15 protein-coding genes are annotated in these 17,977 nt (G+C 71.4%); 4 read left to right on the top strand and 11 right to left on the bottom strand.

The window, feature by feature from the left end; genetic code table 11:
- Nucleotides 1-105 precede the first annotated feature (105 nt).
- On the top strand, nucleotides 106-2,130 hold the full coding sequence (locus HNQ01_RS11050; RefSeq protein ID WP_173805480.1) for a YhgE/Pip domain-containing protein: 2,025 nt from the start codon (nucleotides 106-108) through the stop codon (nucleotides 2,128-2,130).
- A 25-nt stretch (nucleotides 2,131-2,155) separates the two neighbouring features.
- On the opposite strand, the gene HNQ01_RS11045 is transcribed toward HNQ01_RS11050, so the two are convergent.
- The 10 genes from HNQ01_RS11045 to HNQ01_RS11000 all read right to left on the bottom strand — a co-directional run bounded on the left by HNQ01_RS11045 (nucleotide 2,156) and on the right by HNQ01_RS11000 (nucleotide 12,910).
- The gene (locus tag HNQ01_RS11045; protein WP_286180695.1) at nucleotides 2,156-2,926 is read right to left on the bottom strand and encodes a Crp/Fnr family transcriptional regulator; all 771 of its coding nucleotides are present in this window, start codon (nucleotides 2,924-2,926) and stop codon (nucleotides 2,156-2,158) included.
- A gap of 100 nt (nucleotides 2,927-3,026) precedes the next feature.
- Nucleotides 3,027-4,562: a nitrogen regulation protein NR(I) gene (ntrC, locus tag HNQ01_RS11040; RefSeq protein ID WP_173805479.1), complete on the bottom strand. Its 1,536-nt coding sequence runs from the start codon at nucleotides 4,560-4,562 to the stop codon at nucleotides 3,027-3,029.
- Between the two features lie 54 nt (nucleotides 4,563-4,616).
- Nucleotides 4,617-5,714 (bottom strand): nitrogen regulation protein NR(II), encoded by a 1,098-nt coding sequence (gene glnL / locus HNQ01_RS11035; protein WP_173805478.1) that lies wholly within the window; start codon nucleotides 5,712-5,714, stop codon nucleotides 4,617-4,619.
- On the bottom strand, nucleotides 5,711-6,265 hold the full coding sequence (locus tag HNQ01_RS11030; protein ID WP_434801498.1) for a hypothetical protein: 555 nt from the start codon (nucleotides 6,263-6,265) through the stop codon (nucleotides 5,711-5,713). The genes glnL and HNQ01_RS11030 overlap by 4 nt, the downstream gene beginning before the upstream one ends.
- A gap of 215 nt (nucleotides 6,266-6,480) precedes the next feature.
- Nucleotides 6,481-7,896 (bottom strand): type I glutamate--ammonia ligase, encoded by a 1,416-nt coding sequence (gene glnA / locus HNQ01_RS11025; protein ID WP_173805477.1) that lies wholly within the window; start codon nucleotides 7,894-7,896, stop codon nucleotides 6,481-6,483.
- A gap of 237 nt (nucleotides 7,897-8,133) precedes the next feature.
- The gene (locus HNQ01_RS11020; RefSeq protein ID WP_173805476.1) at nucleotides 8,134-8,928 is read right to left on the bottom strand and encodes a competence/damage-inducible protein A; all 795 of its coding nucleotides are present in this window, start codon (nucleotides 8,926-8,928) and stop codon (nucleotides 8,134-8,136) included.
- The gene (locus HNQ01_RS11015; RefSeq protein ID WP_286180694.1) at nucleotides 8,925-9,839 is read right to left on the bottom strand and encodes an EI24 domain-containing protein; all 915 of its coding nucleotides are present in this window, start codon (nucleotides 9,837-9,839) and stop codon (nucleotides 8,925-8,927) included. The genes HNQ01_RS11020 and HNQ01_RS11015 overlap by 4 nt, the downstream gene beginning before the upstream one ends.
- A 44-nt stretch (nucleotides 9,840-9,883) precedes the next feature.
- Entirely contained in the window at nucleotides 9,884-10,861 is a 978-nt protein-coding gene (locus HNQ01_RS11010) for a sterol desaturase family protein (protein WP_173805525.1), read from the bottom strand.
- Between the two features lie 22 nt (nucleotides 10,862-10,883).
- Entirely contained in the window at nucleotides 10,884-11,684 is an 801-nt protein-coding gene (locus tag HNQ01_RS11005; protein ID WP_173805475.1) for a polysaccharide deacetylase family protein, read from the bottom strand.
- Nucleotides 11,684-12,910 (bottom strand): YncE family protein, encoded by a 1,227-nt coding sequence (locus tag HNQ01_RS11000; protein ID WP_434801497.1) that lies wholly within the window; start codon nucleotides 12,908-12,910, stop codon nucleotides 11,684-11,686. The genes HNQ01_RS11005 and HNQ01_RS11000 overlap by 1 nt, the downstream gene beginning before the upstream one ends.
- Before the next feature lie 188 nt (nucleotides 12,911-13,098).
- Between HNQ01_RS11000 and HNQ01_RS10995 the strand changes: the two genes are divergently transcribed.
- Genes HNQ01_RS10995 through HNQ01_RS10985 form a run of 3 tightly spaced genes read left to right on the top strand, consistent with a single transcriptional unit; the run spans nucleotide 13,099 to nucleotide 17,043 of the window.
- Entirely contained in the window at nucleotides 13,099-14,646 is a 1,548-nt protein-coding gene (locus tag HNQ01_RS10995; RefSeq protein WP_173805474.1) for a Ppx/GppA phosphatase family protein, read from the top strand.
- 41 nt (nucleotides 14,647-14,687) lie between these two features.
- Nucleotides 14,688-16,742, top strand: a complete 2,055-nt coding sequence (gene ppk1 / locus HNQ01_RS10990; protein ID WP_173805473.1) for a polyphosphate kinase 1 — start codon at nucleotides 14,688-14,690, stop codon at nucleotides 16,740-16,742.
- A gap of 46 nt (nucleotides 16,743-16,788) precedes the next feature.
- Nucleotides 16,789-17,043 carry a sulfurtransferase TusA family protein gene (locus tag HNQ01_RS10985; RefSeq protein ID WP_149502444.1) on the top strand — a complete coding sequence of 85 codons (255 nt, stop codon included), beginning with the start codon at nucleotides 16,789-16,791 and terminating at the stop codon, nucleotides 17,041-17,043.
- A 47-nt stretch (nucleotides 17,044-17,090) separates the two neighbouring features.
- Here HNQ01_RS10985 and galU read toward each other — a convergent pair whose 3' ends face one another.
- The gene (galU, locus tag HNQ01_RS10980) at nucleotides 17,091-17,960 is read right to left on the bottom strand and encodes a UTP--glucose-1-phosphate uridylyltransferase GalU (protein ID WP_173805472.1); all 870 of its coding nucleotides are present in this window, start codon (nucleotides 17,958-17,960) and stop codon (nucleotides 17,091-17,093) included.
- Nucleotides 17,961-17,977 lie beyond the last annotated feature (17 nt).

The following is a 17,977-nucleotide window of genomic DNA, read 5'->3' as shown; positions in this document are numbered from 1 at the left end:
TCCATTGATCTTAGCACTCGCTCTCAAGGAGTGCTAAGGCCTGAAACGGCAGAAAAGGGTCAGACTCGTGACAATCGAGGGGTAGGAAAAAGGGAGAGAGAGGGCATGGGGCACTGGTCCGGGCAGCAATGGCGCAGGCTGGTGGCGCTGGACACCGCGCTGCTGCGACGCCACCGGCGCTTCGCGCTGGCGGCGCTCGGCGCGCTGTTCGTGCCGGCGCTGTATGCGCTGATCTACCTGTCGAGCATGTGGGATCCGAGCGCGCGCACCGGCGCGCTGCGCGCCGGTCTGGTGAATGCCGACCGTGGCGCCTACCACCGCGGCATCGAGGTCAGCATGGGCGAGCAGGTGCGGCGCACGCTGCTGCGCCAGCAGCTCTTCCATTGGGAAGTGTTCGAAGACACCGAGGCGGCGCGGCTGGCGGTGCGGCGCGGGCAGCTGAGCTTCGCGGTGCTGATTCCGCCCGACTTCAGCGAGCAGGCGCTGCCCGGGCGCGAGGCCGGCGCGGCGCGGCTGACGATCTACACCTCGGAGGGCAACAGCTACAGCGGCGCCGGCTTTGCCAAGCGCTTCGCGCCGGAGCTGGCGCACCGCGTCAACGAGGCGCTCAACGAGCAGCGCTGGAGCCTGGTGCTGGAGACGGCCGCCGGCTCGCGGCTGGATCTGGCGACGCTGCGCGACCGCGTCGAGCAGATCCGCGACGGCAGCCGGCAGCTGTCCGAGGGCCTGCGCCAGGCCGACCAGGGCGGGCGCGAGCTCGGCCGCGGCCTGGAGCGCGCGCAGGACGGCAGCCAGCAGCTGCGCCGCGGCGCCGCGCAGCTCGCCGACGGCAGCAGCCAGCTCGCCGCCGGCTGGCGCCCGCTGGCCTCGTCGCTGCGCTCGCTCGACGCTCACCGCCCGCCCCCGTCCGACCTGGAGGCGCTGCGCCAGGGCAGCCAGCGCCTGGTGCAGGGCCAGGCCGAGCTCGGCCGCGGCCTGGAGACGCTGCAGGCGGGCAGCCAGACGCTGCGCCAGGGCGCGCAGGCGCTGCAGCAGGCCGCGTCGCCCATCCCGCTGTTCGGCGACGACCTGGCCGACGGCGCGGGCCGCCTCGGCGAAGGCGCCGAGCGGCTCTCCGGCGGTCTGGGCCAGGCGCGCGAGGCCAGCCGCCAGCTGCACTCGGGCAGCCAGCAGCTCGCCGCCGGCGTGCAGACGCTGACCGCCGGCGTCGCGCAGGGCGGCAGCGCGCTGCACCAGATCGTCGGCGCGCTGCCCGAGGACGGCCGCATCGACGCGCTGGCGCATGGCGCGCAGCAGCTCGGCGGCGGCGCGCTGGCGCTCGGCGACGGGCTGCGCCAGCTGCAGGGCGGCCAGCAGCGGCTGCAGCACGGCCTGATCGAGCTCGACGACGGCGGGCGCAAGCTGCACGAGGCGCTGACGCTGCTGACCCGGGCGCTGCCGGCCGACCTGCCGCTGCCCGAGGGCAGCGCGCGCGGGCTGGCCGATTCGGTCGAGCCGCAGCTCGAGATCGTCGCGCCGGTGGGCAGCGACGGGGCCGGCTTCGCGCCGAACTTCGTGCCGATGTCGCTGTGGATCGGCGCGGTGACCGCGGCGCTGATGTTCCACCTGCGCCGGCTGCCGCACGAGGCGGCCGGGCTGGCGCGGCCGCTGCAGGTGCTGGGCAAGCTGGCCTGGCCGGCGGCGATCGTGCTGGGCCAGGCGGTGGTGATGGTGGCGATGCTGACGGTGCTGCTGGACCTTCGCGTCGCGCATGTCGGGCCCTTCGTGCTGACGGTCGTCGCCTCGTCGCTGACCTTCCTGGCGATCGTGTTCCTGCTGATCCGCTGGTTCGGCGATCTCGGCAAGGCGCTGGGCCTGCTGCTGCTGGTGATCCAGATGTCGTCGGCCGGCGTGGCGCTGCCGATCGAGCTGGCCTCGCCCTTCTTCCAGGCGCTGCATCCGTGGCTGCCCTTCACCTGGGTGGTGCGCGCCTTTCGCGCCAGCCTGTTCGGCGCCTACGACGGCCAGTGGCTGGCGCACTGGGGCGTGGTGACCGGCTGCGGCCTGGCGGCGCTGCTCGGCGCGATGCTGGCCGGCCGCTGGCGGCTGGTCGACGCGCGGGACTACCAGCCCGGCATCGAGTTCGAGTGAAGCCGGCTGAGCCGGCGCGCCCGGCTCAGCCGTCCTGGCCGGCCAGCGTGCACAGCTCGGCCACCTCCGGCACGCGCACCTGATAGCCGCGCACCGACAGCACGCCGCGGGTCTGGAAGCTGCGCATCAGCCGCGACAGCGTTTCCGGCGACATCGCCAGCTGCTGCGCGATGTCGCGCTTGCGCTCCTGCAGCCTCAGCTCGACCGGGCCGCTGCGCGACGGGCAGCGCTGCAGCAGCCACTGCGCCAGCCGCGCCGGCGCGTCGTTGTGCAGCAGGTTGCGCGAGGCCAGCGTGATCTGGCGCACCTGCTGCGCCAGCGCCTGGCACAGCAGCCCGGCCAGCGTCGGGTTCTGGGTCATCAGGCGGGTGACGTCGTCGATCGGCAGCTCGGCCACGACCGCGTCGGACAGGGCCTGCGCCTCCATCGCGCACGGCAGCCCGAGCCAGGCGGCGCTGACGTCGAGCCAGGCCGGGCCGTTGACGCTGCGCTCGGTGCGCAGGCTGCCGTCGCAGGCGCGCGAGCCCATCACCACGTCGCCCGACAGCAGCAGCACCAGCGAGCGCGCCGGCAGGCGGGTGTCGAGGATCAGGTCGCCGGCGGCCACCGTGCGGCGGCGCGCCAGACGCATCAGCGTCTCGATCTCGGGCTGGGCCAGCGGCGAGGCCGACAGCACGCGCCGCCACGGCGCCGGGTCGGCCGGGGACGGCGGCGGGGCGGCGATGCGGCGACGCGGGCGGGGAAGCGAGGCGGCCGCAGGGGAAATCCCTTCGGCCCGGGCGGTGAACATCTCCATGGCGGGCAGTCTGGCTGTGCGGACGCGAAAAGGCGCTGCTGCACTGTCGCCGAACTCGCCGGGCCGACTGTTGAGACAAGTCAAGCCGGCCGATGCCCCCTCAGTCCAGGCCGAGCTCCTGGATCTTGCGCGTGATCGTGTTGCGGCCGATGCCCAGCTTGTGGGCGGCCTCGATGCGCCGCCCCTTGGTCAGCGACAGCGCCGCCAGGATCAGCCGGGCCTCGAACTGGCGCGTCAGCGTGTCCCAGACCTCCGGATGGCCCTTCTCGAGCAGATCGCGCGCCTGACGCTCCAGATCGGCCAGCCAGGCGTCCTGGGCGACCGGCAGCCCCGCCGCCCCGGCCGGAATCACGTTCTCGCGCACCGGCTGGAACGACGGCAGACCGACGCCCAGGGGCGCCGCGGCCGGCGCCGGCACGCCGTCGGACGGCAGCGGCGGCAGGCCCGCGGGCGCGGCCGCCGCGGCCTGCACGGCCGAGGCATGCGACTGCACCTCCGGCGGCAGGTCCTTCGGGTCGACCACCTGCGCCGGCGCCATCACCGTCAGCCAGTGGCAGAGGTTCTCGAGCTGGCGCACGTTGCCGGGAAAGTCGAACAGCACGATCTGCTGCAGCGCCGCCTCCGACAGCCGCTTGGACTCGACGCCGAGCTCCTTGGCGCTGCGCTGCAGGAAGTGGCGCGCCAGCGCCGGGATGTCCTCGCGGCGCTCGCGCAGCGGCGGCAGGCGCAGCCGGATCACGTTCAGGCGGTGGAACAGATCCTCGCGGAAGCCGCCCTCGCGCACCCGCTCCTCGAGGTTCTGGTGCGTCGCGGCGATGACGCGCACGTTCGACTTCAGCGGCTGGTGGCCGCCGACGCGGTAGAACTGGCCGTCCGACAGCACGCGCAGCAGCCGCGTCTGCAGGTCGAAGGGCATGTCGCCGATCTCGTCGAGGAAGAGCGTGCCGCCCTCGGCCTGCTCGAAGCGGCCACGCCGGGTCGCCTGCGCGCCGGTGAAGGCGCCGCGCTCGTGGCCGAAGAGCTCGCTCTCGAGCAGGTCCTTCGGGATCGCCGCGGTATTGATCGCGACGAAGGGGCCGCCCGCGCGCGGGCTGTGCTTGTGCAGCGCCCGCGCGACCAGCTCCTTGCCGGCGCCGGACTCGCCGGTGATCAGCACGGTGACGTTGCTCTGGCTGAGGCGGCCGATGGCGCGGAACACGTCCTGCATCGCCGGCGCCTGGCCGAGCATCTCGGGCACCTCGGGCGCGCCGCGGTCCTCGACGCTCTCCTCGCGCAGGCTCTCGTCGACCGCGCGGCGGATCAGCTCGACCGCCTTGGGCAGGTCGAAGGGCTTGGGCAGGTACTCGAAGGCACCGCTCTGGAAGGCGGAGACCGCGCTGTCCAGGTCGGAGTAGGCGGTCATGATGATGACCGGCAGGCCCGGGTGCTTGGCCTTGACCCGCGCGAGCAGGTCGATGCCGGTGCCGCCGGGCATGCGGATGTCGCTGACCAGCACCTGCGGCGCATCGTCCTCGAGCGCGGTCAGCACGTCGCGCGGGTTCGTGAAGCTGCGCACCGGCAGCCCCTCGCGCGCGAGCGCCTTCTCCAGCACGAAGCGGATGGATTGGTCGTCGTCAACGATCCAGATGGGTTTCATGCGTCGTGGCCTGTCATGGCGTGAGATCCCGCCTCCCCGGCCACGTCTCGGGCCTCAGGGCAGCGGGATCTGGATCTTGAACAGCGTGCAGCCCGGCTCGCTCTCGCACTCGATCAGGCCGTGATGCTGCTGGACGAAGTCCTGTGCCAGCGTCAGGCCGAGCCCCGAACCGCCGTCGCGGCCGGAAACCAGCGGAAAGAAGATGCGATCGCGGATCTCGGGCGGCACGCCGGGTCCGTTGTCCTCGATATGCAAGTCCAGTGCCAACCGGTAGCGCTGGCGGCCGATCGTGACCTGGCGCGCCGCGCGCGTGCGCAGCACGATGCGCGCGTCGCCGGCCTGGCGGCGTTCGGCCAGCGCCTGCGCGGCGTTGTGGGTGATGTTGAGCACCGCCTGGATCAGCTGCTCGCGGTCGCCGCGGAACTCGGGCAGCGAGGTGTCGTAGTCGCGCTGCACCACCAGCCCCTTCGGGAACTCGGCCAGGATCAGCGAGCGCACCCGCTCGAGCACCTCGTGGATGTTGACGTCGGCCACCATGTGCGGGCGGCGATGCGGCGCCAGCAGCCGGTCGACCAGCGACTGCAGCCGGTCGGCCTCATGGATGATGACCTGCGTGTATTCGTGCAGCGAGCGGTTGTCGAGCTCCATCTCGAGCAGCTGCGCCGAGCCGCGGATGCCGCCGAGCGGATTCTTGATCTCGTGGGCGAGGTTGCGGATCAGCTCCTTGGTGATGCGCGCCTGGTCGAGCGTGCGGGTCTCGCGGTCCTGGCGGGTCTGCTGCTCGATCTCGACCAGCTCCAGCAGCACCTGCTCGCCGTGGTCGATCTGCGTGACGATGGCGTGGACCGGCAGCGGATCCCCCGACGAGGCGCCGGCCGGCCGGCCGAGCTGGGCCTCGAGCCGGGCGGTGCTGAACTCGTTGGCGACGACCGCGTCGAAGGTGACCTTCAGCGTCGCCGGATCGATGAACCAGTCGAAGACGCGGCTGTTCTGCAGCGCCCGGCGCGGCAGGCCCAGCGTGCTCTCGAACGCGGCGTTGACATAGGTGCAGCGGCCCTCGCGGTCGAGCACCGCCACCATCGTGGCCAGGTGGTCGAAGGCGTCGAACGAGGTGCTCGCGCGGGATCGGGAACGGGATCGGAAGAGGCTCACGGACTGGGCAGCTTGCTGAGTTCACGCCGGATCGCGGCGACGTCGGCTTCCTTGCGCGCGATCGCCGCCTTCATCTCGGCGACGCGCTCCTGGTAGCGGGCGAAGTTGCGCTCGTCGCCGCGGCGCTCCGGCTCGCCGTTGTTGAAGTCCTTGCGCAGCGCCGCCAGCGCGGACTCCTCGCGCGACAGCTCGGTCTCGAGAATGCGCCGGGCGTCGCTGTCGCGGGCGCGCTGCTGCGCGGCGTCGACGCGCATCTCGCCCGAGGCCGGCGCCCGCGCGGCGCCGGACGCGCCCGACGCGGCCTGACGGGCCGCGCCCTCGCCCGAGCCGGCGCCCGCGGGGCGGCGGGTCGCGCCGCCCTGCACCACGGTCACCGGGGCGCCGTCGAGCGTGCGGCAGCCGCGCTCGGCGGCCTCCTTGGGCGTGAGCTGGTCGGTGTAGAGGTTGCCGGGGCAGCGGTAGACCGCGCGCTCCTGCGCGGCCGCGCCGCCCGCCATGACCGCCAGCGCGGCGGCCATCGTCGTTGTCGTCACTGCACGGGAAATCGTCATCGTGTCGTCCTGCGCTGGGCCTTCCACCGGAAGGCCGGTCGCGCCTCAGTATGGCGCAAGACCGTCAACGCGATGCGTCACCCCGACGGGGGACCGCCGCCGGGGCAGAGGCAAAAAAAAGACGGCCCGCAGGCCGTCCTTCCGCGACATTCGCGCGATGCCGGGACCGCGGACCACATCGCGCGAGGCGATGCGGCGACGCGGCCGCACGGGCATCACAGCGCGTAGTACATGTCGAACTCGATCGGGTGGGTCGTCATGCGCATGCGCTGGACTTCCTGCATCTTCAGGTCGATGTACGCATCGATGTAGGAGTCGGTGAACACGCCGCCCTTGGTCAGGAACGCACGGTCCTTGTCCAGGGCTTCCAGGGCCTGCTCCAGCGACGAGCAGACGGTCGGGATCAGCGCGTCCTCTTCCGGCGGCAGGTGGTACAGATCCTTCGTGGCGGCTTCGCCCGGATGGATCTTGTTCTCGACGCCGTCGAGGCCGGCCATCAGCAGCGCGGCGAAGCCCAGGTACGGGTTCATCAGGGGATCCGGGAAGCGGGCTTCCACGCGACGGCCCTTCGGGTTCGCGACGAACGGGATGCGGATCGAGGCCGAGCGGTTCTTGGCCGAGTAGGCCAGCTTCACCGGGGCTTCGTAGCCCGGAACCAGACGCTTGTACGAGTTGGTGCCCGGGTTGGTGATGGCGTTCAGCGCGCGAGCGTGCTTGATGATGCCGCCGATGTAGTACAGCGCGAAGTCGCTCAGGCCGGCGTAGCCGTCACCGGCGAACAGGTTCTTGCCGTCCTTCCAGACCGACTGGTGAACGTGCATGCCCGAGCCGTTGTCGCCGACGATCGGCTTCGGCATGAAGGTCGCGGTCTTGCCGTAGGCGCCAGCCACGTTGTGGATGACGTACTTCTGCAGCTGGACCCAGTCGGCGCGCTCGATCAGCGTGCTGAACTTGGTGCCGATCTCCATCTGGCCGGCGTTGGCCACTTCGTGGTGGTGCACCTCGACCGGAATGCCCAGGCTTTCCAGGATCAGGCACATTTCCGAGCGCATGTCCTGGCCCGAATCGACCGGGGGGACCGGGAAGTAGCCGCCCTTGACGGTCGGACGGAAGCCCTTGTTGCCGTGCTCGTAGTCCTTGCCGGTGTTCCAGGCGGCTTCTTCCGACTCGATCGAGACGAAGCAGCCCGACATGTCGGCGCTCCAGCGCACGCTGTCGAACACGAAGAACTCGGGTTCCGGACCGAAGAAGGCGGTGTCGCCCAGGCCCGAAGCGCGCATGTACGCTTCAGCGCGCTTGGCCAGCGAGCGCGGGTCGCGCTCGTAGGCCTTGCCGTCGGCCGGATCGATGACGTCGCAGGTCAGGATCAGGGTCGGCTCTTCGAAGAACGGATCGATGTTGGCGGTGTTCGGGTCCGGCATCAGCAGCATGTCCGATGCCTCGATACCCTTCCAGCCGGCGATCGACGAGCCGTCGAACGCGTGACCCGACGTGAACTTGTCTTCATCGAAGTGCGAAACCGGCACGGAAACGTGCTGTTCCTTGCCACGGGTGTCGGTGAAACGGAAGTCAACGAACTTGACTTCGTTCTCCTTCACCATCTTCATCACGTCGGCGACGGTCTTGGCCATCAGAGGGCTCCTAGCGAGATGGGGAATCAGTGAGTGATCAGGCAGTCGATCGGTCCCTGACCCTGGGTCGGGACCGCATGGCAATGTAGCAGAAAGCGTGCCCGTGACACCCCCTGCTGCGCCCCTTTTGCACACCGAGAGCGGATGCGTGTGGACAGGCCCTGATCTGGCTCAGAACCCGCAACGCACAATCATGGTGCACAGGATCACCCCAGAGATGCACCATTCAGGCTCACTTCAACGCACCATTTCGGGGCCTGTGCGGGCACCCGCCTCGACCAGGCCCAGCTTCAGCGCCGCATAGGCCGCTTCCAGCGCCTCGCCGAGCCCCTTGACGCCGAGCTCGATGTGCCGGCCGTGCACCGGATGGTCGACGCTGGGCAAGCTGAACACCTTGATGCCGGGAAAGCACGCCTCGAGGTCGATCATCAGCGGCGTCAGGCTGGCCTCCATCGCGCCGTAGACGATGAGCGAGCGCTCCTGCTGCGCGCCTGCCCCGTGCAGGTGCGCATAGCGGGTGTCGAGCAGCGCCTCGATCATCGGGTGCGCCATCACCGGGAAGCCGGGCACGAAGTGCACGTCGCCGACCGAGAAGCCCGGGATCTGGTTGTACGGGTTCGGGATGATGGTCGCGCCCTCGGGGAAGACGCCCATGTTGAGCCGGTGGACGGTGTCCGGGTGCTCGGGGTCGTCGGTCCAGCCCTTCTCGACGGCGAGCTGGCGCACGCGCGCCATGATCAGCTCGCGCGCTTCGGGGTGCAGCGCCATCGGCCGGCCCAGCGCGGCCGCGGCGCACTGGCGGGTGTGGTCGTCGGGCGTCGCGCCGATGCCGCCGCACGAGAACACCACGTCGCCGCTGGCGAAGGCCGTGCGCAGGATGTCGGTGATGCGGCGCGGGTCGTCGCCGACATAGTGGCTCCAGGCGAGCGCGAGGCCGCGTGCCGAGAGCAGCTCGATGACCTTCGAGAGGTGCTTGTCCTGGCGCTTGCCCGAGAGGATCTCGTCGCCGACGATGATGAGGCCGAAGTTCATGGCAGCAGATGCGGGGAATGCGGGGGAGTCGTGGAGGACGGAAAGGTCGAGGCGGCCGGCAGCGTGACCGCGGGCACGTCGGCGACGACCGGACCGGCCGCCTCGGCGCGCTCGCGCCGGAGATCGGCCAGCGCGGCCAGCGCATAGTGGGCGAACCACAGCGAGGCCAGCACCTCGACCAGCGTGTAGAGCCAGACGAACACCGGCAGCAGCAGCGGCATCATCGGCAGCGCCATCACGCCGAAGGCCCAGATCAGCGACGGCGCGGCCCCCAGGTAGCCGCAGATCACGCCGATCGCCAGCAGCGGCACGCGGTGGCGGCGCATCAGCTCGCGCCGCTCGTCGGCGCGGGCATGCGCCGACAGCACGTCGAAGACCATCACCCGGCAGGTCAGCCAGCCCAGGATCAGCGGCGGCAGCAGCAGCGCCAGCGGCGGGATCAGCCACAGCGGCAGCGTCAGCACCAGCGCCAGCAGCGCCAGCACGATCGCCCCGCCGACCCAGGCCAGCGACTGCCACCAGGCGACGTCGCCGCCGAGCGTCAGATCGGCGAAGCGGCGTCGCCCGACCAGGCCGATGACCGTCGGTCCCATGAACGCCGACACCGCCAGCAGCGAGGCGATGATCAGCACCGGCACCGACAGCGCCACCACGACCAGCGGCCCGATGACGCTGCGGAAGCCCCCGTGCGTCAGGCCGTCGAGCCACTCGGCCGCCTGGCCGAGCAGCGGCGTGCCGGTGACGGCGACGCGCACCGCCTCGACCGCAGGATCCCAGAAGAACCAGGCCAGCGCGAAGGACAGCGCCCCCAGCAGCAGCACCGGCACGAAGGACAGCAGGATGACGCGCGGCAGCAGGCAGTAGCCGATCGCGCGCCAGAAGGCGTCCAGGACTCTCGACAGGCTCGTCATCCCGCCAGCATAGCGAAGCCGGCGCGCGGATGCTGAAGGTCGGCTCAGCCGCGCCCGATCATCCGCAGCAGCCCGAGCCGCTGCTGCGCCCAGAAGCCGCGGCCGTAGTCGCGCCCGCCCTCCTCGGGCAGCTGGTCGCGGATGCCGGTGGGGCCGACCGGGCTGCGGAAGTCGGCGGTGCCGAACAGCGCATCCCACACCGGGAACAGCACCGCGAAGTTGCAGCCGCCCAGCGTGCCCTTGCCGGCGGTCGACTCGTGGCCCAGGCCGATGGCGTGGTGCAGTCGGTGGAAGCGCGGGCTCACCAGCAGCCGCTCGCCGATCAGGCCGAAGCTCAGGCGCAGGTTGGCGTGAGAGAAGTTCTCGACCAGCAGCGCGAAGGCGGTCGCGGCGACGAACTGCCCCGGCGGCACGCCGACGAGATGGCCGACCTGCGCGATGACGATGTCGGTCAGCACCGAGTCGAGCAGGTGGTTGCGCCGGTCGGTCCACATCGTCATGTCGCGCTGGCTGTGGTGCACCGCATGCAGCGCCCACCACCATTCGAACTGGTGCTGCGCGCGGTGCAGCAGGTAGTTCACGAAGTCGAACACCAGCAGGTAGAGCACGAAGGCGGCCAGCGCGGTGTCGGTCACGCCCGGCCACCACGGCGCGACGAGCTGGTCGAGCTGCCAGCCGGCGAAGCCGTGCACCGCCAGCGCGCCCCACAGGTCGTTCCACAGCGGATCGAACGCGAAGAACATGCCGATGCGGAACAGCCCGAGCTGGTGGATCAGCGTGTAGATCACGTCGATGCGCACCGCGCGGCGGTCGGCGATGGCCTGCACCGGCCGCCAGCGCTCCAGCGGCCCGATCACCGCCACCAGCACCGCGATCTGCAGCAGCCCCACCAGCAGCCAGCCGGTGGCGTTGTAGCCGTCCTCCAGGATGGAGCCGCCGCCCAGCGCGAACAGCAGCGGCTGCACCACCGTCTCGAACAGCCATTGCTGGACCTGGCCGAAGAGCTGGACAAGGAAGTCGATCATCGCGGCGACAACATGGAAGTCAGGGAACGGGAGCCGGTGCCGGCCGGCGCGCGGCCTCGCCCAGCGTCGGGTGCTCGGCCAGCGTCGCGAAGCAGTGCCCGCGCGCCTTCAGCCCGGTGATCAGCGGCTCGAGCACCGCCGGCGCCCAGGCGTCCTGGCGCGACCAGATGCCCAGGTGCGCCAGCAGGATGTCGCCGGGGCGGATGTCGCGCAGCGCCTTCTTCAGCAGCAGCTCGTTGGGAAAGCGCTCGCTCGAGAGCTCGTCGCCCAGGAAGCCCGCCGGGCTCCAGCCGACATGCGTCCAGCCGCAGCGCGAGGCGGCCGCCAGCAGCGCAGGCGAGGTCTTGCCGCCGGGCGCGCGGAAGATCGCCGCCATGCGGCCGGTGCCGCCGGTCATCGCCGCCAGGCGCGCGGCCGGGCGGGCGAGTTCGGCGCAGTACTGCGCCGGCGTCATCGTCGCGGACACGCCGGTCTTCGGCCCGGCGCTCGGGCGCACGTCGAAGCCGCCGCCGTCGCGCTCGGCCCGGTCGCCGCGCCAGTAGACATGGTCGAAGGTGTGCGAGCCGAAGACATGGCCCTCGGCCGCACGCGCCTTCCACCACGGCGCCCAGGCGTCGTCGAGGCTGGAGCCGCCGTCGAGCGTCTTCTCGCTGGCCAGGAAGAAGGTGACCTTCACGTCCTGGCGGCGCAGCACCTCGGCCACCAGCGGCGCCACGCCCATGTGGCCGGTGTCGAAGGTCAGGTAGAGCGGCCGGGCGCAGCCCGCCGCCTGCGCGGCGCCGGCCAGCACCGCCAGCGCGCAGGCCACGGCGGCGCGCATCACAGCCGCCCGGCGTGGTCCAGCGTCCAGACGCCGTGGGGCGACTTGCCCACGTTCACCTGGCGCACCACCTTCTTCTGCTCGGTGTCGATGACGGTGAGCTTGCCGGCCCAGCGCGAGGCCACGAAGATGAATTTCCGGTCCGGCGACAGGTCCATGCAGTCCGGGCCGCTGGGGGCGGGGTAGTTGTCGACCACCGAGAGCGTCTGCATGTCGATGCGGCTGATGGTGTTGGCCACGCGGTTGCTCACCAGCAGGTGGCGCTGGTCGCCCCAGGCGCGGAAGGCGTGCGCGCCGGCGCCGGTCGGAATGCGCTTGATCAGCTTCGGCGGATTGACCGTGACGTCATAGGCCTCGACGACGCTGTCGCCGGTCAGGCCGACCAGCAGCGTGCGGTCGTCAGGTGTCACGAAGACGTCGGCGGGCATCTTGCCGCTCGGGATGGTCCAGCGCGGCGTCTGCGTGGCCAGGTCGATCGCGATCAGCTGGTCGTCGTCCTGCACGCTGGCGTAGACCACCGTGCTCTTCGTGTCGAAGAAGACGTGGCTGGGCGTCTTGCCGGTGGGCAGGCGCCTGGCCAGCTTCAGCTCGAAGCCGCCGCCGGCCGGGCGGGTGACGCTGTAGATGTCGACATGGTTGAGCCGGTTCGCCGCGGTGACGAACCACTTCATGTCGGGTGAGAAGCGCAGCTGGTAGGGATCGACCATGTCGGTCATCGTGCGCTGGACCTGGCCGGTGCGCGGATCGACCAGCGTGATCGTGTTGCCGACCGCGTTGGCCACCAGCAGCGACTTCTCGTCGGGCGACAGGTAGAGGTGGTGCGGCTCCTTGCCGGAGGGAATGCGCCGCGTCTCGGTCATCGTGACCGGATCGATGATGCTGATGGTCGCGTCGAGCGAGTTCAGCACGAAGATCGGCGAACGCACCGAGAACGGCGCGGCCGGATCGACCGCGGCCGACGAGGCCGGCGACGTCGCCGCCGGCGCGGTGGCGGCCGAGGCGGGCGACGAGGCCGGCAGCCCCGCGGCGGCCGAGGCCGCCGAGGCCGCCGAGGCTGCCGAGGCGGTCGGCACCGGCGGCACGGCCGCCGACACGGGTGTCGCCGGCGCGGCGGCGGTCGTGGGCTTGCAGGCCCCCAGGGACAGCGCCAGCAGGCCGGCGGTGGAGGAACGGAGGCAGTCGCGGCGCGAGATCATGCAGGCGGGATCCAGATCGGTATCAGGCATCGGGCGTCAGGCGGTCGGGCGGCCGCCTCAGGCCCGGCAGTGTAGCGGCGCCCCCTGAAGCCGGCGCCCCCGCGACTGCCGCGGACCCGGCACCCGCTTGAGCGGGATCAGACCGGCGCGAATCAGCCGGATCGCCGCACCGCGCGCCGGGGCGCCCGGCCGCGACGGAAGCATGGACAATGCCGGACATGCCTGCCTCGTCCTCCGCCTCCACCGCCCCTGCCGCCTCCACCGTGCCGTCGTGGCGCGGCGTGCTCGCCTCGATCGACATCGGCTCCAACAGCTTCCGGCTCGAGATCGGCCAGCTCAGCCGCGGCCGCTACCGCCGCATCGACTACCTGAAGGAGACGGTGCGTCTGGGCGCCGGCCTCGACGCCCAGGGACTGCTGGGCGAGGAGGCCGCGCAGCGCGGCCTGGCCTGCCTGCAGCGCTTCCGCGCCCGGCTGGCCGGCATTCCGCCGCGCCAGCTGCGTGCGGTGGCGACGCAGACGCTGCGCGAGGCCTCCAACCGCGACGCCTTCCTGGCCCGCGCCGCCGAGGCGCTCGGCCATCCGGTCGAGGTCATCTCCGGCCGCGAGGAGGCCCGGCTGATCTACAAGGGCGTGGCGCGGCTGCAGCCCTCGCCGCACCCGCGCCTGGTGATCGACATCGGCGGGCGCTCGACCGAGCTGATCATCGGCGCGGGCAGCGTGCCGCTGCAGGCCGAGTCCTTCGGCATCGGCAGCGTCAGCCTGTCGATGCGCTACTTCGGCGACGGCCTGTTCACCGAGGAGCGCTTCCGCGCCGCGCAGGTCGCCGCCGGCGCCGAGTTCGAGGAGGCGCTGGAGACCTTCTCGCGACGCCACTGGAGCGAGGCGCTGGGTTCGTCGGGCACGGCCGGCGCGGTCTCGCAGATCCTGGCGGCCGCCGGCGTCACCGACGGCGCGATCACGCCCGAGGGCCTGGCCTGGTGCATGAACGCCTGCGTGCGCGCCGGCCGCATCGACGCGCTGGAGCTGCCCGGCCTGAAGCCGGAGCGCCGCGCGGTGCTCGGCGGCGGCCTGGCCATCCTGTCGGCGCTGTCGGCGCAGTTCGGCATCGAGACGCTGCAGCCCGCGCGCGGCGCGCTGCGCCAGGGCGTGATCTTCGACCTGCAGGAGCGCCTGGACGCCGACCGCGACCCGGTCCACCACGACCTGCGCGACGACACCGTCGCCGAGCTGCAGCAGCGCTTCCGCGCCGACGTGATGCAGGCCCGCCGGGTCCAGGCGGTGGCGCTGCAGCTGCACCGCCAGGCCCAGCCCCGCGCCGAGCTCGATCACCAGCGCGAGCTCGGCTGGGCCGCGGCGCTGCACGAGATCGGCATGATGGTCTCGCACCACGACCACCACCGCCACAGCGCCTACCTGATCGGCCATGTCGACGCGGCCGGCTTCTCGCAGACGCAGCAGCGCCGGCTGGCCGACCTGGTGCTGGGCCACCGCGGCGGGCTGCGCAAGATCGAGGCCGCGCTGGCCGACCCGGCGCTGGTCTGGCAGGTGCTGGCGCTGCGGCTGGCGGTGCTGCTGTGCCATGCGCGCTGCGCGCCGGACGAGCCGCTGCCCCGGCTGGTCGCCGAGGGCCGCCACGCCCGGCTGGCGCTGCCCGCCGGCTGGGCCGATCGCCATCCGCGCACGCTGCACCTGCTCGAGGCCGAGGGCGAGGCCTGGGCCCGCGCGGGCGTGCTGAAGTTCCAGCCCGGGCGCAACCCTTCGTGACACGTCACGGACCTGTCACACGGGCCGCCTAGCATGGCCCGATGCCTGACTCGTCGCCGACCGTTCCCGCCCTGACGCTGCTCAACCGCGAGCGCTCGATCCTCGAATTCAACCGGCGCGTGCTGGCGCAGGCCCGGCGCACGGACGTGCCGCTGCTCGAGCGGCTGCGCTACATCTGCATCGTCTCGTCGAACATGGACGAGTTCTTCGAGGTGCGCTTCGCCGACGCGCTGGAGGCCGCGCGCCTGACCGACGAGCTCGACGACGACGAGGACCTGGCCCGGGTGGTCGTCGAGGCGCACGCGCTGATCGACGAGCAGTACCGCGTCTTCAACGAGGAAGTGATGCCGGCGCTGGCGGCCGAGCGCATCGCCATCGTCAACCACGCCGACCGCACCGAGGCGCAGCGCCAGTGGGTCTCGCAGTTCTTCCACCGCGAGGTGCAGCCGCTGCTGATGCCGCTCGGGCTGGACCCGGCGCATCCCTTCCCGCAGGTCGCCAACAAGTCGCTGAACTTCATCGCGCAGCTCGCCGGCGCCGACGCCTTCGGCCGCGAGAACTCGATCGCCATCATCAAGGTGCCGCGGGTGCTGCCGCGCATCATCCGCCTGCCCGAGCGCGTCGCCGAGGGCCGCCAGGCCTTCGTGATGCTGACCAGCGTGATCCGCGCCCATCTGGCCGAGCTGTTTCCCGGCCGCCAGGTGCTGGCCTTCTCGCAGTTCCGCGTGACCCGCGACTCCGACCTCGATGTCGACGAGGACGACGTCACCAACCTGCGCCAGGCGCTGCGCAGCGAGCTCACCACCCGCCACTACGGCCGCGAGATCCGCCTGGAGGTGGTCAACACCTGCCCGCCCGAGCTCGCGCAGTTCCTGCTGAACCAGTTCGACCTGCCGCCGGCCGCGCTCTACCGGGTCAACGGCCCGGTCAACCTGGTGCGCATGAACACGCTGATCGACCTGGCGGTCGCGCCGAAGCTGCGCTTCGCGCCGCACGAGCCGACCTGGCCGGCCGCGCAGCTGCCGCGCAGCCGGCGCGTCATGGACTGCATGGCCGAGCGCGACATCCTGCTGCACCAGCCCTTCGAGTCCTTCGACCCGGTGGTGAAGTTCCTGCGCGAGGCGGTCGAGGACCCGAAGGTGCTGGCGATCAAGCAGACCATCTACCGCACCGGCACCGAGTCGGTGCTGATGGAGCTGCTGATCGAGGCGGCGCGCCGCGGCAAGGAAGTGCTGGCGGTGGTCGAGCTGAAGGCGCGCTTCGACGAGGAGGCCAACATCAACTGGGCCGAGCGGCTCGAGCGCGTCGGCGTGCAGGTGGTCTACGGCATCGTCGGACTGAAGACGCACGCCAAGCTGCTGCTGGCCACCCGCAAGGAGGGCCGCCACATGGTGCGCTACGCCCACCTGTCGACCGGCAACTACAACTCCAAGACCGCGCGGCTCTACACCGACCTGGGCTTCCTGACGACCGACCCGGAGATCACCGCCGACGCCGATGCGGTCTTCCGCCATCTCGCCAGCCTCAATCCGCTCGACCACACGAAGCGGCTGCTGGTGGCGCCCTTCGACCTGCAGTCGACGCTGGTCGAGCTGATGCAGAAGGTGGCGGGCGCGGCGCGGGCGGGACGGCCGGCGCGCATCGTCGCCAAGTTCAACGCGCTGACCGATCCGGTGCTGATCGAGGCGCTGGTCGCGGCCGGCCAGGCCGGCGCCGAGATCGACCTGATCGTGCGCGGCGCCTGCATGCTGCCGCCGGGCGTGCCGGGCCTGAGCGAGAGGATCCGCGTGCGCTCGGTGGTCGGGCGCTTTCTCGAGCACACCCGGGTGCTGTATTTCCGCTGGGGCGAGAGCGAGCGCGACGAGGCGCTCTACCTCAGCAGCGCCGACTGGATGAGCCGCAACATGCTGCGCCGCATCGAGATCGCCTGGCCGGTGCGCGATCCGGCGCTGCGCCAGCGGGTCATCGACGAATGCCTGGTGCCCTATCTGCACGACGGCCGCGACGCCTGGCTGCTCGGCGCCGACGGGCGCTACCGCCGCGCCGGCGAGGACGGCCTCAGCGCGCAGCAGGCGCTGGTGGCGCGGCACGGCTGAGCCCGCGAACTAGAATCGGTGGCAGATCGAGACGAGAAGGCCACCGATGAACACCGATGACACCACCCTGCCCGCCGCCGACCGCGAGGTCGACGCGCGCGGCCTCAACTGCCCGCTGCCGATCCTGAAGGCCAAGAAGGCGCTGGCCGACATGGACAGCGGCCAGGTGCTGAAGGTGCGGGCGACCGACCCCGGCTCGCTGCGCGACTTCCAGGCCTTCAGCCGCCAGACCGGCAACGCGCTGCTGGCCCAGCAGACGCTGGACGACGGCGAGATGGTGCATCTGCTGCGGCGGCGCTGAGCGCGCGCCGCAGGCAGCCGCGACCGGGCCCGAGGGCCCGGCGATCCTCAGATCTCGAGATTGCGCAGGTAGTCGCGGAAGCCCTTGCCCAGCTCGGGGTGGCGCAGCGCCAGCTCGACGTTGGCCTCGAGGAAGCCGTCCTTGCTGCCGCAGTCGTAGCGGCGGCCGTCGTAGCGGTAGGCGAAGACCTTCTCGCGGCGCAGCAGCGCGGCGATGCCGTCGGTCAGCTGGATCTCGCCGCCGACGCCGCGCGGCTGGGTGGCGATCTCGTGGAACACGCCCGGCGTCAGGATGTAGCGGCCGGCCACGCCCCAGCGCGACGGCGCGACCTCGGGGTCCGGCTTCTCGACGATGTTGCTGACATCCATCAGGTGATCGTTGACCAGCGTGCCGGCGACGATGCCGTAGCGCTTGGTGTGCTCGGCCGGCACTTCCTGCACCGCCAGGATGGAGGCGCGCCAGTCGTTGAACTGGTCGACCATCTGCTTGAGCACCGGCGGCTCGCCGATCATCAGGTCATCGGCCAGCAGCACCGCGAAGGGCTCGTTGCCGACCAGCCGCTGGCCGCACAGCACCGCGTGGCCCAGGCCCAGCGCCTGCGCCTGGCGCACGTAGATGCACTCCATGTCCTTCGGCTTGATGCTGCGCACCACCTTCAGCAGCTCGTGCTTCTGCGCGTTCTCGAGCGAGACCTCCAGTTCGTAGGTCATGTCGAAATGGTCCTCGATCGCGCGCTTGTGGCGGCCCGTCACGAAGATCATCTCGCGCACGCCCGCAGCGTAGGCCTCCTCCACCGCGTACTGGATCAGCGGCTTGTCGACGACCGGCATCATCTCCTTGGGCTGAGCCTTGGTGGCGGGCAGGAAACGGGTGCCGAGACCGGCGACCGGAAAGATGGCTTTCTTGACGAGTTGCATAAGCGAAGGATCCCCCT

Origin of the sequence: Sphaerotilus uruguayifluvii (genome assembly GCF_013294065.1) — a bacterium.
GTDB lineage: Bacteria > Pseudomonadota > Gammaproteobacteria > Burkholderiales > Burkholderiaceae_C > Sphaerotilus > Sphaerotilus uruguayifluvii.
Note: the sequence above shows the minus strand (reverse complement) of the source record. Positions and strands in the feature narration are given on the sequence as shown.

Excerpts from the sequence above, each read along its gene's own strand:
- HNQ01_RS11050 (WP_173805480.1), top strand. The coding sequence starts at position 106 with ATGGGGCACTGGTCCGGGCAGCAATGGCGCAGGCTGGTGGCGCTGGAC.
- HNQ01_RS11045 (WP_286180695.1), bottom strand. The coding sequence starts at position 2,926 with ATGGAGATGTTCACCGCCCGGGCCGAAGGGATTTCCCCTGCGGCCGCC.
- ntrC (WP_173805479.1), bottom strand. The coding sequence starts at position 4,562 with ATGAAACCCATCTGGATCGTTGACGACGACCAATCCATCCGCTTCGTG.
- HNQ01_RS11030 (WP_434801498.1), bottom strand. The coding sequence starts at position 6,265 with ATGACGATTTCCCGTGCAGTGACGACAACGACGATGGCCGCCGCGCTG.
- glnA (WP_173805477.1), bottom strand. The coding sequence starts at position 7,896 with ATGGCCAAGACCGTCGCCGACGTGATGAAGATGGTGAAGGAGAACGAA.
- HNQ01_RS11020 (WP_173805476.1), bottom strand. The coding sequence starts at position 8,928 with ATGAACTTCGGCCTCATCATCGTCGGCGACGAGATCCTCTCGGGCAAG.
- HNQ01_RS11015 (WP_286180694.1), bottom strand. The coding sequence starts at position 9,839 with ATGACGAGCCTGTCGAGAGTCCTGGACGCCTTCTGGCGCGCGATCGGC.
- HNQ01_RS11005 (WP_173805475.1), bottom strand. The coding sequence starts at position 11,684 with ATGCGCGCCGCCGTGGCCTGCGCGCTGGCGGTGCTGGCCGGCGCCGCG.
- HNQ01_RS11000 (WP_434801497.1), bottom strand. The coding sequence starts at position 12,910 with ATGCCTGATACCGATCTGGATCCCGCCTGCATGATCTCGCGCCGCGAC.
- HNQ01_RS10995 (WP_173805474.1), top strand. The coding sequence starts at position 13,099 with ATGCCTGCCTCGTCCTCCGCCTCCACCGCCCCTGCCGCCTCCACCGTG.
- ppk1 (WP_173805473.1), top strand. The coding sequence starts at position 14,688 with ATGCCTGACTCGTCGCCGACCGTTCCCGCCCTGACGCTGCTCAACCGC.
- HNQ01_RS10985 (WP_149502444.1), top strand. The coding sequence starts at position 16,789 with ATGAACACCGATGACACCACCCTGCCCGCCGCCGACCGCGAGGTCGAC.
- galU (WP_173805472.1), bottom strand. The coding sequence starts at position 17,960 with ATGCAACTCGTCAAGAAAGCCATCTTTCCGGTCGCCGGTCTCGGCACC.